The organism is bacterium (assembly GCA_020444065.1).
GTDB lineage: Bacteria > Sumerlaeota > Sumerlaeia > SLMS01 > JAHLLQ01 > JAHLLQ01.
This window is the reverse complement of record JAHLLQ010000003.1, coordinates 94,908-111,377: the sequence shown is the minus strand read 5'-3', so window position 1 is coordinate 111,377 and position 16,470 is coordinate 94,908. Positions and strand designations below refer to the sequence as shown.

Annotated in this window: 12 protein-coding genes; 2 read left to right on the top strand and 10 right to left on the bottom strand. The window is 59.0% G+C overall.

Annotated elements, in window-relative coordinates:
• Positions 1-44: 44 nt before the first annotated feature.
• Entirely contained in the window at positions 45-2,021 is a 1,977-nt protein-coding gene (locus KQI84_08265; GenBank protein ID MCB2154868.1) for a hypothetical protein, read from the bottom strand.
• Positions 2,022-2,946: 925 nt separating this feature from the next.
• Here KQI84_08265 and KQI84_08260 point away from each other — a divergent pair.
• Both KQI84_08260 and KQI84_08255 read left to right on the top strand, forming a co-directional pair.
• On the top strand, positions 2,947-5,853 hold the full coding sequence (locus tag KQI84_08260; protein ID MCB2154867.1) for a protein kinase: 2,907 nt from the start codon (positions 2,947-2,949) through the stop codon (positions 5,851-5,853).
• 15 nt (positions 5,854-5,868) lie between these two features.
• The gene (locus KQI84_08255; GenBank protein ID MCB2154866.1) at positions 5,869-6,426 is read left to right on the top strand and encodes a hypothetical protein; all 558 of its coding nucleotides are present in this window, start codon (positions 5,869-5,871) and stop codon (positions 6,424-6,426) included.
• Between the two features lie 844 nt (positions 6,427-7,270).
• Here the strand turns inward: KQI84_08255 and KQI84_08250 are convergent.
• The 9 genes from KQI84_08250 to KQI84_08210 all read right to left on the bottom strand — a co-directional run bounded on the left by KQI84_08250 (position 7,271) and on the right by KQI84_08210 (position 16,441).
• Positions 7,271-7,894 carry a hypothetical protein gene (locus KQI84_08250; protein ID MCB2154865.1) on the bottom strand — a complete coding sequence of 208 codons (624 nt, stop codon included), beginning with the start codon at positions 7,892-7,894 and terminating at the stop codon, positions 7,271-7,273.
• Positions 7,875-9,065, bottom strand: coding sequence for a hypothetical protein (locus KQI84_08245; GenBank protein ID MCB2154864.1), 1,191 nt, complete (start codon positions 9,063-9,065; stop codon positions 7,875-7,877). Before KQI84_08245 ends, KQI84_08250 begins: the two co-directional genes overlap by 20 nt.
• A gap of 273 nt (positions 9,066-9,338) precedes the next feature.
• Positions 9,339-10,343, bottom strand: coding sequence for a S26 family signal peptidase (locus KQI84_08240; protein MCB2154863.1), 1,005 nt, complete (start codon positions 10,341-10,343; stop codon positions 9,339-9,341).
• 217 nt (positions 10,344-10,560) lie between these two features.
• On the bottom strand, positions 10,561-10,893 hold the full coding sequence (mnhG, locus tag KQI84_08235; protein MCB2154862.1) for a monovalent cation/H(+) antiporter subunit G: 333 nt from the start codon (positions 10,891-10,893) through the stop codon (positions 10,561-10,563).
• Positions 10,886-11,158: a cation:proton antiporter gene (locus tag KQI84_08230; protein MCB2154861.1), complete on the bottom strand. Its 273-nt coding sequence runs from the start codon at positions 11,156-11,158 to the stop codon at positions 10,886-10,888. Before KQI84_08230 ends, mnhG begins: the two co-directional genes overlap by 8 nt.
• A gap of 3 nt (positions 11,159-11,161) precedes the next feature.
• Positions 11,162-11,626, bottom strand: coding sequence for a Na+/H+ antiporter subunit E (locus KQI84_08225; GenBank protein MCB2154860.1), 465 nt, complete (start codon positions 11,624-11,626; stop codon positions 11,162-11,164).
• Entirely contained in the window at positions 11,623-13,152 is a 1,530-nt protein-coding gene (locus KQI84_08220) for a Na+/H+ antiporter subunit D (protein MCB2154859.1), read from the bottom strand. The genes KQI84_08225 and KQI84_08220 overlap by 4 nt, the downstream gene beginning before the upstream one ends.
• Before the next feature lies 1 nt (position 13,153).
• Positions 13,154-13,534, bottom strand: a complete 381-nt coding sequence (locus tag KQI84_08215) for an NADH-quinone oxidoreductase subunit K (protein MCB2154858.1) — start codon at positions 13,532-13,534, stop codon at positions 13,154-13,156.
• A gap of 21 nt (positions 13,535-13,555) precedes the next feature.
• Positions 13,556-16,441 (bottom strand): DUF4040 domain-containing protein, encoded by a 2,886-nt coding sequence (locus KQI84_08210; GenBank protein MCB2154857.1) that lies wholly within the window; start codon positions 16,439-16,441, stop codon positions 13,556-13,558.
• Positions 16,442-16,470: the final 29 nt, after the last annotated feature.

Here is a 16,470-nt window from a genome sequence, read left to right as displayed (position 1 = left end):
GGAATCCATCGTCGCAGCGTCGCCTGAGAAGAAACCTCCCCCACTCACTCAATCCGGAAATCGTAAATATACAAACCCAGCCGCCGCGTGTCTGTGGAATCCGGCAGCCAGATCTTTGGCGTGTGCGTCGAATCCACATCGATCTGCAGCCAGCGCCTCGGCGCCAGCGCGCCCGTGTCATCCGCCGGCGTCATCGTGTGTGAAACCGACCGTGAACCTTCCTCTGCCAATTCAAACCGTTCCGTCGCGCCGTCCGGCCACTGGATCGTCACCGACGTCGGTGCGAACTTGCGGTACAGGGAAAACTCGATCTCCTTGGCATCCGGATCGATCGGCACGCGCAGCGTCTTGCCCATCCAACGCTGATACGCCGGCTCCTGCATGCCCGGCTCCATCAAACCCCAATGATCGAACGGCTGATCGATCAGCGGACGACTCAATCGCTCCGTCGCCATCCACACGGCGATCGCGCCGCACAGCACCAACGCCACCGGCCCGCCCCAGGAGCGCTGCGCCAGCGCCGGCTCGCGCGCCTCACTGCGACAAATCCCCAGGCTGAACCCGATCATCGTCCAGATCGTCAGCTCCACCACGCGCAGATAGAAAACATACTGCGCCACACCATCGATCAGAATCCCGCCGAGCCCCATCCACAGCGCCACGACCACCGCCTTCAGCCCCGGGCTGAAATGCGGCCACGCGCGACGAAGCTCCAACAGCAGCCCGACCAGCCCGCCCAGCAGCAGCAACAACACCGCCGGCCCGTTCTCGATCAACGTGTGCAGCGGCAGACTGTGGCTCGTCACATGGTCCCATTGGAAATTATGGAAGAACGGCGTGAACCAATTCTCGTACGTGATGTAATGCATCCCCAACCCGACGCCGAGGGGATACTCGCGCAGGAAAATTAACCCGCTCGCATAATAATTCGCGCGATCCGTCAACGCCATCAGGTGCTTCAGGCGCTGCACCAGCACATCGCCGCCCAACCCGACACCCGCCAGCGATAGCACCGCCATCGCAATCAGGCCGTAGAACAAAAGCCGCGAGAGCTCCGGGCGCTGGCGATAAATGAACAACGCACCCACGCACCCGGCGAACGCCGCGCCCAGCCACGCCGCCCGCGCCGCCGTCAGCACAAGCGCCAACGCCACCGGCACCAGCGCGCCCAGGATAATCGCTCGCCGGCGCGGCCCCGCGCCCTGCGTCCACAAAACGATCCCCGGCCAGAACAGCACCAGCCACTGGCCGAACCAGCCCGGATGCCCGGCCGTTCCCTGCAGACGCCCCGCCTGCAACGGATCGGGGTTCGCCGCACGCAACTCGCCCAGCGGCAACGCGCCCGCCCAGTTCAACAGCGCCACAAGGCTCCAGGCCACCAGCCCGATGCCGCCGAACTTCATGAACCGCGCGATCCGCAACGGAGACGCTCGCCGCGCGGCCACCGCCGCCAACCCCATCCCGGTCGTCCAATTGAACAACGCCTTGAAGGCCCACTCGTACTGTGTCGCCGGCCCCCAGACGATCCATGCCCCCAGGTACCGCGGCCAATCCGGCAGCCCCATGCGGACGTACTTGTACAGACCCAGCAACATCCCCGGCAACGCCGAGGCAAATAGCAACGCAGCCAGACAGAACGGCAGAACCGGCCACAGACCCCACTTGATCTGCACCGCCTTCTGCATCGGCGCACGCGAGAGCTGATCCGCCTGGCCCGGCGTCACCGCCATCAACTCCTCATCCGGCCGCCCCAGCAACCGCAGCTCGCCCATCAGCGACCCCAGCGCCAGCGCCTCCAGATGGCTCAGCCAATGCGCCTTGCCCGGATCCAGCAGGAACAATCCGCCCAGACAAGCCAGCGCGTACAGGCTCCACACCGGGTTGATCACCCCCAGGAGGAACCCCACGATGTTCAGGATGCGGATCTCGACCGTCCCGCCCAGCATCAACTGACCGAACACCGTCAGAATCGCCGCCATCGCCAGCCCACGCGCAATCCTCGTCGCCAGGGACAACGCCACACGCCCGCTCCCTGCTTCGGGGGCCATGCGTTGAGAACCGGATTTAGCGATTGAAGTAGACAAGAGTCATCCCTGCCCGCGGCAAAGTGCCCTCTTGATCCCAAACCCCCGCCCCCGCCCGCAAGGAGTATGGCATCTCCCGCCCTTGTCCGCCGTAGCTTGAAAGGCGAAGGCGGATGGGACCGAGGATGCCATCAGAAGACCTCGAAGTGGCTTGGGCATCCTTGCCCAAGAGTCCAGCAACCAACGTGCGATCCTGCCCGTCTCCCATCGAACTCGTACACGTACTCGAACTCGTACTCGATCGCCACATCACCCCGGGCGCTTGGGCAGGGATGCCCAAGTCACCTCAAGAATGCACGCCCTGCCATCGTGACCTTGCCCGTGCTCGTGCTCGTAATTGATGCCCCATGCCCCGGGAGCGCCGGCTTCCGGCAGGCAAGACACCCGCCATCGCCCGACGAAATCCGCGTACCCAATCCTCCACAAGACAGCCGAGAACGAGTCCGAGTGCCGCTTCGCTGAGTACGAGTACGCCTCCCCACCCCGGGCGCTTGGGCAGGGATGCCCAAGTCACCTCAAGAACTCAGGCCCTGCCCTTCGTGCTCGTGCTCGTCATCGTCCTCGTAATCGACACTCCGTCGGCAACAAACCCACGCCCCCCCAAAGGGGCAACGCCCCGTCCGATACCAGCCCAGGGCGCGAGCCCTGGGACCCCCGACACCCCCTCCACCAAGCGCTGAAAGCGCGCCCCATCCGCCCACCCACCGAGGAAAAACCCTTGCCATTGCGGAGCTTAGCCTCCCAACTGGGGAAGCCACCGTGCCAGTGCTGAGCCTGTCGATCGATGTCGCCACGATACTGCGAGCGACCGGCGAGGATTCAGTATGGCCGACCGGCGGGGCAATGCTCAGGGGGACTGACGATGCCGTACGATTCCGACGTCACCAAACCGATGGATCCGCTTGGCGACGGGGGATACCCCGGCACGCCAGAGCGCATGCTCGGTACGACGCTCGAAGATCGCTACCAGGTCCGCAAGATGATCGGTGCCGGCGGCATGGGCTATGTCTACATGGCCTACGACACCCGCCTCTTCCGCACCGTCGCCCTCAAAGTCCCCCGCGAGGACCTCGCTCACGACGTCCTTTTCCGCAATCGCTTCCACCGCGAAGCGGTCGCCATGAGCAACCTGCGCCACGACAACATCGTGAACGTCTACGATGTCGTGCTGAGTGAATCTCGCGCGGCCCTCTCCTACATCGTCATGGAATACGTGGAGGGCGAGCCGCTCGATTCCTTCCTGATCACGCACAAACGCCTTCTCTCCGTCGGCCAGGTCCTCGACCTGCTGCACGGCGTGGCCGCGGCGCTCGACCTCGCCCACAGCAAGGGCGCCGTCCACCGCGACATCAAGCCCCAGAATATTCTCGTCACTCACGACAAGCACGTCGCCAAGCTGATGGATTTCGGCCTCGCGAAAGTCGTTGTCGCCGGCATCTATCGCACCGGCGACAGCACGCGCCTCGACCCCGGGTCGCGCACCTACAGCCCAGCCTACGCCTCGCCGGAGCAGATCCGCGGCGAAGTCCTGACCCCCGCGACGGACATCTACAGCTTCGGCGTCGCCCTCTACCAGATCTTCTGTGGCCAGCTCCCGTACCCCTGCGAAACGCCGCAGTGCTTTGTTTATCACCACCAGAACTGCGATCCCATCCCGATCGCAAAGCAGAATTCCCACTGGCCGAACGCGCTCGACAAAGCCATCCGTCGCACGCTCGAGAAAGAGCCCGAAGATCGCCCCCGCGCCGCCAGCGGGATCGTGAACGACATTGAGGACGCCCTCGAAGGCCTGCGCGACGAACCCTTTGCCGATTTCTTTGATCTCGAAGCAGAAGATTCGACGCTGACCGCGGCATCGGGGCTCCAGTCCGCCGTCCGACGCGCCGATACCCGCCGCCAGAAACTGAAGCGCCGCCGCGTCATCTGGAAATACCTCCTCGCGGCGCTCGCCAGCGTCGTGATTGCCGCCGCGGTAATTGCTGCCATTCCGACGACCCGCAAAGCGGCGATCGAACTCGGCGGACCGGCCTGGACCGAAGTCATGGACTTCGTCGATTCGCTCACGACCGATGGCTCCAATCCACCCATCGTCGCGGATCCGCCTCCGACGCCAACGCCCACGGCCACGCCAGAGCCATCAGCGACCCCCGAGCCCACTCCCGAACCCACCGTGTCACCGACACCGACGCCCAGCTACACGCCGCGCCGGTCCGTCTTCTCCGAAGACACCATCCCGAAGAAGCTCAAGACCCCCGAGCCCTCTCCCACGCCGGAACAGACTCCCGCGCCGACTCCGGAAGCGACCCCTGCCCCGACGCCCGCACCCACGGAAGCACCAACGCCCGAGCCCACCCCCGAACCCACACCGGAGCCAACGCCCCAGCCGTCGCCCACGCCCATGCCGACGCTGACGCCGGAACCCACTCCGACAGATCGCCCGACGCCCGTTCCGGAACCGACGGAGACCCCCGAGCCGACCGAGACGCCGGTACCAACTCCCGAGCCCGAACCCGGCCTCGCATTCCCGGCCCGCCCAAGCAACGTGCCCGTCCGTCAATGGGAACGCATGAGGCGCGAAGCCGCCAGGGCTCTCGTCGAGAAACGCCTGATGGGTTCATGGGAAACGCGCGTGATTCTCGGCGACGCAATTATGACCGATCTGGCCGTGAAGATTCCCGTCGGAATCGATGGGATCGATTCCGAGCAGATCGCCCGCGCCGAGTACGTGTTCCCCGAAGTGGAAATCAAAATCGGCTACATGGATTCGCTCTTCCGCATCGTCGACGACACGGAGACGCTCACCGCTTCCGAGACCAGAAATCGCTACCTGGCCGGCACGCTGTCCGGCCACGATGTCGGAGACATCTTCACCGTCAACGGCCAGACAATCGTTCCCGCCCCCGACGTGCGGGAGTACCTTAACATTCCGCTGAGCGACATTCTCAGTTCGCCCGATCAGATGGTCCTGCCACTCTACGTTGAAGTGACAATTCCCGACATCCGCCTCGTGTGCCGCAGCGTCCAGGAACGCTCGAACGAGGATCCGGAAGAACTCCAACCACTCGAGCGGGCGAAACAGTTCGATGGCGAAGGAAACTGGATAACCGAATGGTCGCTCGGCGAGTACGACAAGCTCACGTCCGGGATTCGCCAGAAGTACAACGATGCGATGGCTCAGCTCGAAGCCCCGCGCGCGAAACTCCCCGGCGGCTTCAAACTCGAACGCGTCGCCTACGAGCAGGACGCTCGCCAAATCGATGTCCCCGAGGCCTTCTACGACTTCCTGCTGACTGCCAGCAACGCGCGCCGAGACGGCACCGCGATCTTCTACACGTACTACGAGGCGGACTACTCCCTCGATCCGGGACGGGGCGACCTGGAAGTCAGTCTGAACAAGAAGAGCGCCCTCCTCGCCGACAAGCGCGTCAACCTGCGCTACTTCATCCTGTCCGGCTCACTCACTGGACTGAATCGCGATGCCCGGATGGCTTATCAGATCGACTTCAACGGACGCCACGCCCAGGAAGACGGCCTCTACGTCTCCGCAAACCAGGACGAGATTCGCGCGATCCTCTTCCCGAACGTCTTCGGCGAACTCTCGACCTCCGACTCACGCTACACCACCGTCGTCGAATACAACCTCGACAAGGTCTTTATCCTCCTCGAAGATGCCGACGCGCCCACACGCCGCGGAACGATCTTCATGCGCCAGTGCGTGCGCCCATCTCATGTCATGGATTCCGGATTACTCGAAATTACCAATCGCTAGAGAAGGAGAACGAACATGCGGAAAGTCTCTTTGATTCTGATCGGGCTGCTCTTCGTCGGAGTGCTCACCGGCTGCGCATCGAAGGGCGAAGTCGCGTCCCTCAAGGCACGGATCGCGGAACTGGAAACCGACTACGGCGCTGCAGCTGCCGAACTCGCCGAATACCGCTCCCGCAAAGACAGTCTCTCGAACATGGACGAGCGCATGGCTGTCATCGAGAGAGATCTGCCCCTCGTGAAACAGCAACTCAGCCAGTCAAACAGCGACCTGACCGTCCAGATCAGCGCCGTCGAAGCCGACCTGCAGCGCCAGGACGAACGCCTCACCGAACTCATCCAGCAGAACTTCCTCAGCCTCAAGAGCAGCCTGACAATCGTCCGCGATCGCCTTCTCGACTTCGGCGAAGCCGTCAGCACCAGCATGGACAAAGACGTCGAACAACTGAACCGCCAACGCCAGATGATCGACCAGATGATCCAGGCCACGCAGGAACAACAAGCCTTCATCGACATGCACATCCCACGGAAAGACGACTTCCACCAACTGGAGAGCTCCCACCCGATTACGCAGTAGGGAAAGTGACGAGTGGCTAGTGGCGAGTGACTAGAGAGAGCCGCCTCTGCCAAAGCGACAGCGCAATTGCTGGTCGCGCCATTCGACGTGCCAGGGTGTTCTGCTTGGGCCAAGATCGAGGCGTGCAAGGCACCGTCACGATCCTTTGTTGCCGGTCATCACGATGGACTCCACTTGGGGCGAGTACAGGGCGGGAGACACGCCGAATGATCGTATGCTATGACTGTCCCGCGTCTCCATCCGCATTCATCGGTTGCCATCCATGGAACCAAGTCCTCTTTCTGAATGGGGACAGTGTGTCTCCATCTTTCTTGCAGTAAAACGTGTCCTTCCGTTGGACGTAAGTATCGCCACACTTGCACTTCCAAGTGCTGTTCTGTTCATCCCAGTCAACGAGCTCGTAGTCGGACTGTAGACAACACCCATTCTTGCATCTGGGGCGAAGGGGACGAAATTTGTAATAGAAGTCTATGGCTTTCGAAAGGGCCAACCAGGCGGCGACCGCTGCGATTATTGCGCCAAGTCCCGCAATCCAACCCATTCGCCACCCCAAGAAGCTGCCTACGCCTATGCCTATAGCGAGTCCAACTCCAATGTTTACCGCCCAATAAACAACTTGAAAGAGGTTCATATCTCGAAGCTCGCAAAACACAGCATGGATGGCTGTAACTTCCTTTGGGGGCGTACCAACGGAAACGATCGTTCTGAAGCCATGCTGCCGCGTCCCATTCGCGGCCTGTGTACAGCATACATGCCAACCGACGCTGGACTGCGAGGTAAATCCGGCGCCCGGGGGAAGGCTCGGGGCTGCGAGGAGGGCTCCAGATAGTATCAGGATGCTCCGCTAATCACTGTGGCGATCGACGGTCTCCTGTTCCTGGGGGACATAGAAGTAGCGTCCGTCATTGTAGTACAGCAGGTCCTCCGGCGCTGAGATGTCAACAATTCGAAGGAACCCCGGTTCTGAAATCGAGGGGACAACGCGAGCGACAATCACTCCCCCCGCTCGTTTTGCCGAAACAGCTGCGTCGGGGGGAGTTCGCAGTACTCGAATCAGCTTCTCTTTCAGGCGGTTCGACAGCGATGTGGACCAAAGCACACACGTATCAGATGTGAGAGCAGAGTAGGAGACAGTCTCTGTGAGAAGCTCCTCGGGAATTCTATTCGGCAATTGACCGGTCAACTGAAACTCTTGCAATAGATATCCGAACTCCTTGTATCCGGAGACCCTTCTCTCCCTCATCAGGTCGGACAGATCGCCCAATACTTGAGACTCTTCTTCTGTGACCTGGGAATTGTTCCAATGCCAGATCACGCCAAGAAGAATCGTGATGCTTATGGTCGTCACGATCAGGATGCGGAGGATCTTATTGTTTGTCTGGATCATTGTGTCGCCACCGCGGGTCACGCTCTGCGAAATTCGGAAATTCGGGGACAAGAAACTCCATTCATCGAGCGTCATCTCCATCCCGCCGGGAGACTCCTCCTCTTTCGATTTCCACCGGCGTTTGTGAAGGCGAAGGCAAGTGCCGCTCCCGTGCCAGAGGATGCGAGCGAGCCGTGCCATGGTTGGCCATCCTCGAAATACCTACATGCATAGAAGACACCCCGGCCGATGTCCGAGGCAAGACGAGAGTAGCCTGTCCCCGTCTTGGCCGGGAATCGACCTGTCTCATTCTATAGCAAAGATCCCGAAGTGCCGACAAGCTCCGATTCAGCAACTCAGATTCCTCTGGGGCCAACTCATCCCTGTCGGGCCCTGATAGGAACGATGCATTGACCTCCTCGAGTTCCCACCAGCGCATATTGAGTTCGTTCTTGAGTTCCGATGGTTCGAGATCGTTCAGGATTGATTCAAGCCCACACACCAGTTCGTCTAGGGAGGCTTCTCCAGCATCGAAACCGCTCACCGCCGCCTCAATTCGCTCAACAGTTCTCTGGATTCTTGGCGAACAAGATGAATGCATTGGTTCACGGGCCACTCTAAGTAATGATCCATTATGAACGTAACGTCCAAGTCCCTTCCTTTTGTGATGGAAATTCCGAATGGCGCCATAACATCCGAATACGCCCGCCATGCACCACAACGTCACAGTTTCGAGGAACGGCGAACTCATTGGATGCTCAATAGCAATGAAGGTTGACGGAACCAAAACAAGACACATGCAAGTCGCCAGGATTCTCCAGAACCATGGAGATACGGTTAGTACTCCGACGAACAGACAAGCAAAGGACAAAAGGGTAATAACTACGACACAAACCAGTTCGATGACATCGTAACCCAACTGCGTTACATAGAAGTAAAGCAAGACCCATGATATTAGTACTGTGGATGCAAAGAAGGGGATACTCCTCATCAACCGCATTCTATGCATCATCCAAGAGACGGTGCCGCCGTTCACCTCGCTTTGCATATCAGTGTGGTTCTTCCCCCAGCTTGCTAAGAGTAAAGACGACATGAGCATGCCTAAACAAACCGGCATTAGTCCCAACCAACGATATATGAGCGTATCATCAGGAACATCCCGCATCCATGAGATATTTGCGACCGTAAGCTTGTTCATTCTGAAGAGATCCAAGTAAAGAATCGCAAGATACAGAATTGAAACAGCGATCGCTACCTTCTTGATTGCTTCCATTTGTCTTCCTGAGAAATTGGCTTTTCAGCGGTAAGATATTCGGGAACAGGATACTCTATTCATCGAACATCATCTCCATCTGGCCGGCAGACTCCTCCTCTTTCGATAACCGCCCGCGTTAATGGCGCCGAAGGCAAGTGCCGCCCTCGGGCGAAACGATGCGAGCAGGCCGTGCCATGGTTGGCCATCCTCGAAGTGCCGACATGCATAGAAGACACCCCGGCCAATGTCCGACACAAGAATGGAGTATCTTGTCCTCGTCTTGTCCCCCGTTCAGGTGCCATTACCCACTGACCCGCGGGACCCGATTGTCCGATTCCGGGTGAACCAGCACAATTGGGACGGAATGACTCCCACCACGTAGCCAGTGACAAACTGGAATGGTACCGGCCCGAAATAGCGGCTATCCCAGCTTGCTTCGGAATTGTCCCCAAGCACGATCAATGTTCCGGGAGGAGCCTTCAGATACATCCCATCCGAAAGGAGCTCGTCACCGGGCATTGCACGTACCCTCTTTGCCCAAGATCCCATGGGGTAGTGATTGTTCGTCCCATTGTGAAAGGCAGCGATGCGGCCGACTTCGAGCTCCTCGGCAGGCACCTTCTTAACAATCAGGATGTCTCCAATTTCGATTGACGGGTTCATGCTCCTACCGACAGCAACTCCAAGCTCAATGGGCGAGAATGGCGATATGTAGAAGAATGCAAAGAGGCTACCTGTTAGGAGCGCTGCAATCCCTGGAACAACAGTATTGCGCCGGGAGCCGGCAGCTGAGATCGCCAGGGCGAGTAGAACGCTGATCCAGCGGAGTGCCAGCACTATTGCATATGTCGAATATCCAGTCGCTAGCTCAACAGTGCCTACCGTCACCACGACAATCGCAAACCAACCGGAGGCGGCGAGGAGTTTCCTCGGGAAGTACTGAATAAACCCACCAAATGGCAAGAAATAGTTCACTACAAGACAACGCGCGGTTTTCTGCAGTGAATCCTGCGGAGTAGCCTTTCGCCGAGCGTGTATTCTCACTTCGAACAACATGGCAAGGGGTTTGGTCAACAGGAGCACAAGAACCAACATGAAGCATGGTCCCGCGGTTGCATCACTGAGAATGCCGCCCACATAGGCTGTAGCGTGGGCAACCAACCACAGACCAGCAACCAGCAAGGCAAGACTCTTTGACCTGTTCCAGAACCCGAGTCCCGGAACAGCCAGATGCCAAAGAGCATTGCTCCATTCCACCATTCCATCCCTTTTCTTTCTCCGGACCTTCGGCGACAAGAAACTCTACTCATCGAACGTCAGTTCCATCTGGCCGGGAGATTCTTCCTCTTTCGATAACCGCCCGCGCTAATGGCGCCGAAGGCAAGCGCCGCCCCCGTGCCAGAGGATGCGAGCGAGCCGTGCCATGGCCGGCTATCCTCGAAATACCGACATGCATAGAAGACACCCCGGCCGATGTCCGGCACAAGAAAAGAGTCTCCTCTGCCCCCTGCCGTCAGAGATCTGGTCCTGGGGCTGGTTCGGACTCCAGGCTGCTCCGGAGCCGGGGGTGATGGCCGCGGCGCAGCGCGGAGCGGGCGATCATTTGCGCCGCGAGCGGAGCCGTCATGAATTGGAAGCTGACGGCCACGAGGGCCTTCATCACCGCAGTCGTACTGTCCAAGTTCAGTGCCGCCCCCAACACGAGGAAGCAGAAGCCGAACGTCAGCGCCTTCGACGCGGCCTGCAGCCGCAGATAGACGTCCTGGAACCGAACGACACCGACACTTCCGACAAAAACGAAGATCGTCCCAAAGGCCATCATCCCAATGCCGACAAGGTCACTCATCACTCAGTCTCCCGTCCTCGAGGTAGCGCGCGAGGGCAACGGTCGAAAGAAAACCCACAAGCGAGAGCACGACAATCGCGTCAAAGAACCACTCCGTCCCTGTAAAGGCGCTCCAGACTGCTGCTGCGCACAACAGAACCAGCGTGAGAGATTCGATGCTGGTCACGCGGTCCCAATTCGTTGGGCCCATGAGAAGTCGAACGACTAGCAGAACGAGGCAAACCCCAAGGATTGCCAGCAAGATTCCCATCACAAGAGTGGACATGCCTCAGACGTTTCCTTTCAGGATATCGATGGGTTTCCGCAACCGAGACGAGTCGTTGTCGCCCGGATACATCAAGTGCACGAGCATGGTCGTCCCGTCTTCGCTCACGCCGCAGGCCAAGGTCCCCGGCGTCAGAGTAATCCGATGATTGAGCAGGGCGATCTCCTCCGCTGTCAGATCATCGATCGGCACATGGATCATCCGGACCTGGTGTTTGTCTCCCGGCGTCAGAACATCCCACGCCATGACGAAGTTACTCACCGCAAGGTCCACAATGAAATCCCAACTGAAGTGAATCTTCGCGCGAATGTTCCTCGGGCCGATCCAACGATAGAACCGCTTGCTGGTCAGAAGCGTGACAACGACGAAGGCCGCTAGAACGCTCCCGATGGAGAATTCAAATGCAGTGCCCGCGATCGTCGCGGCAACGATTGCGCGGGCCAATACCCGCATTGTGGAAGCACTCATGGGGCGACCTCCTGGCTGTGCAGACTGACTTCGAGAAGAGGAACGGCATCCGGACCGCTCAATGCCGCAACATAGGCAGAAGGATCGAGGAGTTGCGCACTTGTGAACTCGGCAAACTCCATCATCGGCCCGCTGAAGACCGCGATCCCGACAGAGACGCCCACCAGCCCGACCGTGGCCCAGATCGGAGCGCGCGTCGCATTCGCCGTCTTCACAGGCTCGGATTCTTCGCCCCAAAAGGAGTTCGTCCAGATCTTCAACATACTCGCCAGCGTGAACACACTCGTCAGAATCGAGACGATTGTCAGCGTGTAGTGCTTCTCGCTAAAGCCCTCCACGACCAGCAGGTACTTGCCGTAAAAACCGGATAGCGGTGGAATGCCGGCCAGGGAGAACGCTGCGAGGATGAACAAGATCGCAAGGCCCGGCGTCTTGCTGATCAGTCCTCGAATCTCTTTCAGACTGTCCGTTCCAAACCGAACGATCACGCAACCGGCAATCAGGAAGAGTGAAGCCTTCACCACGATATGATGTGCCATATAGAAGAGGCCGCCGGCGAATCCCCCGGACGTGAACAGCGCCAGGCCGAAGATCATGTATCCAATCTGGCTGATAATGTGGAAGCTCAAAATGCGGCGGAAGCTCCATTGGCTCAGTGCGCCGAAGACGCCGATCAACATCGTTCCGCCCGCGATAAAAAGCAGAGCGTTCTGGAACCATCCTTCCATGGAATCCGTGTAGAGCAAACTGAAGAAACGGAAAAGGCAGTAGACGCCGACCTTCGTCAGAATCCCTGCAAAATATGGCAGAATTCCCGTGGGTGCTTTCGGATAAGAGTCTGGCAGCCAGAAGAAGACGGGAAAGAGCGCGGCCTTGATTCCAAAAACGACGAGAAACAACGACCCCAGTGCAATTGCCAGGTGAGAGTTCTCCGCTGCTCGAATCTTCGTCGCGAGATCCGCAAAGTTGAGCGTCCCGTAAGCCCCGTGGACCAATCCGGCTCCAGCCAGAAAGAGCGTTCCCGCAAGGAGATTGAGAGCGACGAATTTGAAGCTCTCGCGCAACTGAGTTCCTTCGTTTCCCGTGGTCAGCAACACATAGCTGGAGAGGAGAATGAGTTCGAAACTCACGAACAGGTTAAAGAGATCCGCCGTCAGGAACGACCAGTTCACTCCAGCCGCCAGAATGAGAAGCGCAGGATAAAAGACCCGGCCTTCGTCTCGAGGTTCAGTCCCGAGAACCAGGAACCAGAAGGTGACGGCCAATGTGACACCGGCCAGAACGAGCATCATTCCGGCGAGTGCATCGGAAGCCAGTGTGATCCCGAAAGTCCCCTCCCAGCCTCCGAGACCGACGGTGCGAACGATCCCGTCGCGAGTCCCAACCGCGAGCATGATTCCAACAAGCAGCGTCGCATGAATGGCGAGACCGGCGAGCACTCTCTGAAGGCTCGCAGATTTCCTCGCCAGCATCGCCAGGGCGCCAGCGGTCAACGGCAAGAGAATGGGGAGAAGTAAAGCAATCATCTCAGCGGGCCGCCTCCTCGCCATGCTCGCCAAGAGCAAGATCGGGTTCATCTTCCACAGATCGGGCTAGCAACCCCATGAGATAGCTGAGCAGCGCAAACCCGATAACAATCGCCGTCAGGATCAGTGCCTGGGGCAATGGATCTACGTAAAGGGAGGGGTCGACGGCGGATATGGGTCCCGCATCCGTGACGACCTTTTCCGAATTCAGGACGGCCGGTTTCAGTCCCGGCTTCCAGCCACTCATCGAAATGATCAGAAGGTTCACCGCCTGGCTGAGAAGCGCTGCGCCCAGCACCACATCGAAGAGGCTCTTCCTGAGGAAAAGGGCCACAGCAAGTGCCGTCAGAATGCCAACCGTCAGAGCGGCAATGAGTTCCATCATCTTGAATGCAAACCTCTCTCAAGCCCTTCTGAAAGTATTGAGGATCGTGAGGGTGACGCCGACAACGACGAGGAAAACCCCCAAATCGAACGCCATGGCGCTCGCGACTTCGAACTTACCGAGCAGTGGCACGCCAATGTAGGTGTGAGCGCTGCGCAGGAAGGCTTTGCCAAAGATCCAAGGCGCCACTCCCGTCGCAAACGCGATGAGCATTCCGATGGGAATCAGCTTTGTTGCGTCTCTAAAGACCCAGTATCGATCCAGATCATTGCTTGGGAGCGACATCATCAACGGGATCACCGCGATCGCTGCCAGCAAACCAGCGATGAACCCGCCACCGGGAGCATTGTGACCAGCAAGGAAGAGTACCCCGGAGAAGAGCAGCGCCAGAACTGCCAGCGATCTGGCCATCACCGCCAGCGCCTGTGGGCCACCACCCCTGAGACGATCGGCGGGCTCATTCAGGTCGGGATAGGTCGCAGAGGCGTCCAACTCATCCTTGCGTCGACCCCGCGTTCCGAACAGGGCCAGAACTCCGAATGCGGCAACGGCAAGAACTATGACTTCGCCGAGCGTATCCATCGCGCGGAAGTCGACCAGGATCACGTTGACTACATTGTTGCCGCCGCCGGAGTGCGCTCCCGCTTCCGCAGGATACTTGGAATTCTCAAGGTAAAACTCGGCGTGCGTCGGACTGTCGGGCAGAACCGGCTTCGCTCGCTCGGGGCTGTGTGAAGCCGCGAACGTGAGAGCCGCCATCACGGCTCCGGATACGATCGAAGTTGTAACAACAAACGCCTTCCTTCCGCGCTGGTGCGGCATCGCGCCCTTGAGTCCACGGATTCTCCTCAGCAATAGCAGGAACATAAAAAGCAGAATCAGCTCGACCAGAATCTGCGTAATCGCCAGGTCCGGCGCGCGATAGATGAGGAAGAATCCCGTCATCAGCAAACCCACGATGCTGAGCGACAAAATACGGAAGAGGGGTTCGCGAACGACCAGCACACCTGCTGCGCCTGCAATCATCAACACTGATAATACGACCGCCGCGGCATGACTTCCCGTCCACGCTCCCCAGCTAATGGCGCCGCCGGTGAGGAAACCGCCAAAGAGCGGTATGGCAACAAATCCCAATCCGACCAGTAGTGTCAGTGCCGCATTCCGCGACAACGAGGGCGACTGAACGAGCTTTGTCGATTTAGCCGCCAGGTTGGGAATGGCAACATTGAACAGCCCATCGAATCCCCTCAGGATCAGCCCGGGAGAAGGACCACGCGAAAGCAACCGTTCCATCCGGCCGGCCAATAGATAGACCAGCGGTCCGCCGATGAAGAACATCGCAAGACTTACCCAGAAGAGGAAATCGGCCTTCGCAAAGAACCCAACCGTGTACTTCGTACTATCCTCGAAAGCGGCGCGGTTGACGAGAAGCGAAATCGGTTTCTCAATCAGTGGTACATAGATCCCCCCAAGGAAACACAGTCCCACGAGGACCAGAGGGGATAGCAAGACTCCGATGCCGCCCTCGTGAACGTGCGAGTGAATATTCGCATCGCGTGGCCTGCCCAGGAACGGATTGATGAACAGGCGCATGCAGTAAGCCACGGTGAAGACACTGGCGATGATGGCGATCCAAAGGAGAACGTCCTCGATGAGGGCATGCGGTGCAGAGACTTTCATGCCCGCATCCAGGAACAGCTTCTTGGCAACAAACCCCAGCGTAAACGGCATCCCCGCCATACTGAGCGCACCCAGCAGGGTGAGCGTGCCCGTGACTGGCATCTTCTTGAAAAGCCCGCCGAGCTTTCTCCAGTCACGCGTGTGAGCCGCATGATCCACAACGCCGCACAGCATAAACAGTCCGCCCTTAAAGAGGGCGTGGCTTGCAATCAGCAGAAGATCGAGCGTAAGGAGCTCTTCCCCTCCAACCTTGCCGTAACCAAATCCGTAGTAAGCCGTCAAGAGACCGAGCTGGCTGACCGTCGACCACGCCAGGAGCTTCTTGATGTCATGACTGACGACGGCCAGGATCCCTCCGAGGAGCATCGTAATAACGCCGACACCTCCAAGTACCAGAAGCCACAACAGCGAACCGTTGAACGTCGGATAGAGACGCCCCATCAGATAGATGCCAGCCTTCACCATGGTCGCGGCATGAAGATAGGCCGAGACCGGCGTTGGCGCTTCCATGGCTCCGGGCAGCCAGAAGTGAAACGGGAACTGAGCGCTCTTCGTCAGAGCTCCCAGCAGCATCAGGATCAGCGCCAACGGAGCAAGGCGATGCTGCGTGATGAACTCGGTGTTGCTCCAGACTTGATCCCACTCGAGGGCGAAAGGAACAGGAGCGTCCTTGGCGATCACACCAAGAACGGCGATCCCAGCCATCAGGCTGAGCCCTCCCAGACCAGTCAGCACGAATGCCCTCTTCGCCCCCTTGATCGCTTCGGGTTTCTTGTGCCAATGACCGATCAGCAGGAACGACGACAACGAAGTCATCTCCCAGAAGATGAACATCAGAGGCAGATTCCGCGAGATGACCACACCGAGCATTGCGCCCATGAAAATCATCAGCGACGCGTAGAATCGATACGGTGAATCGTTCGGGTCCATGTAGAATCGGGAGTAGAGGAGTACGAGCGCTCCGATACCCAGAACCAGCCAAGACCAGAAAAGCGCTGGGCCGTCCAGCCAGAGGGAAAAGTCCAAGCCAACTGCTGGCATCCAGGACACGAAGAACGTCGGCTCCGCTCCCTGCTTCCATTGCAGGCTCAGATACCCAAGAACCGCCAAAGCAGCCAGGTTGAACGCGAGGGCCACGGCCTGGCAAAACCCGCCGGTGTTGCGGCGGGAGACCAGAATGGCGATCGCCCCGAGAAATGTCAGTAGAAGCGGCAGGACGAGCATGTCGCTTGCAGTTCCCCGTTTCGGTGAGA

Excerpts from the sequence above, each read along its gene's own strand:
- KQI84_08260 (MCB2154867.1), top strand. The coding sequence starts at position 2,947 with ATGCCGTACGATTCCGACGTCACCAAACCGATGGATCCGCTTGGCGAC.
- KQI84_08255 (MCB2154866.1), top strand. The coding sequence starts at position 5,869 with ATGCGGAAAGTCTCTTTGATTCTGATCGGGCTGCTCTTCGTCGGAGTG.
- KQI84_08250 (MCB2154865.1), bottom strand. The coding sequence starts at position 7,894 with ATGGAGATGACGCTCGATGAATGGAGTTTCTTGTCCCCGAATTTCCGA.
- KQI84_08245 (MCB2154864.1), bottom strand. The coding sequence starts at position 9,065 with ATGGAAGCAATCAAGAAGGTAGCGATCGCTGTTTCAATTCTGTATCTT.
- mnhG (MCB2154862.1), bottom strand. The coding sequence starts at position 10,893 with ATGAGTGACCTTGTCGGCATTGGGATGATGGCCTTTGGGACGATCTTC.
- KQI84_08230 (MCB2154861.1), bottom strand. The coding sequence starts at position 11,158 with ATGTCCACTCTTGTGATGGGAATCTTGCTGGCAATCCTTGGGGTTTGC.
- KQI84_08225 (MCB2154860.1), bottom strand. The coding sequence starts at position 11,626 with ATGAGTGCTTCCACAATGCGGGTATTGGCCCGCGCAATCGTTGCCGCG.
- KQI84_08220 (MCB2154859.1), bottom strand. The coding sequence starts at position 13,152 with ATGATTGCTTTACTTCTCCCCATTCTCTTGCCGTTGACCGCTGGCGCC.
- KQI84_08215 (MCB2154858.1), bottom strand. The coding sequence starts at position 13,534 with ATGGAACTCATTGCCGCTCTGACGGTTGGCATTCTGACGGCACTTGCT.
- KQI84_08210 (MCB2154857.1), bottom strand. The coding sequence starts at position 16,441 with ATGCTCGTCCTGCCGCTTCTACTGACATTTCTCGGGGCGATCGCCATT.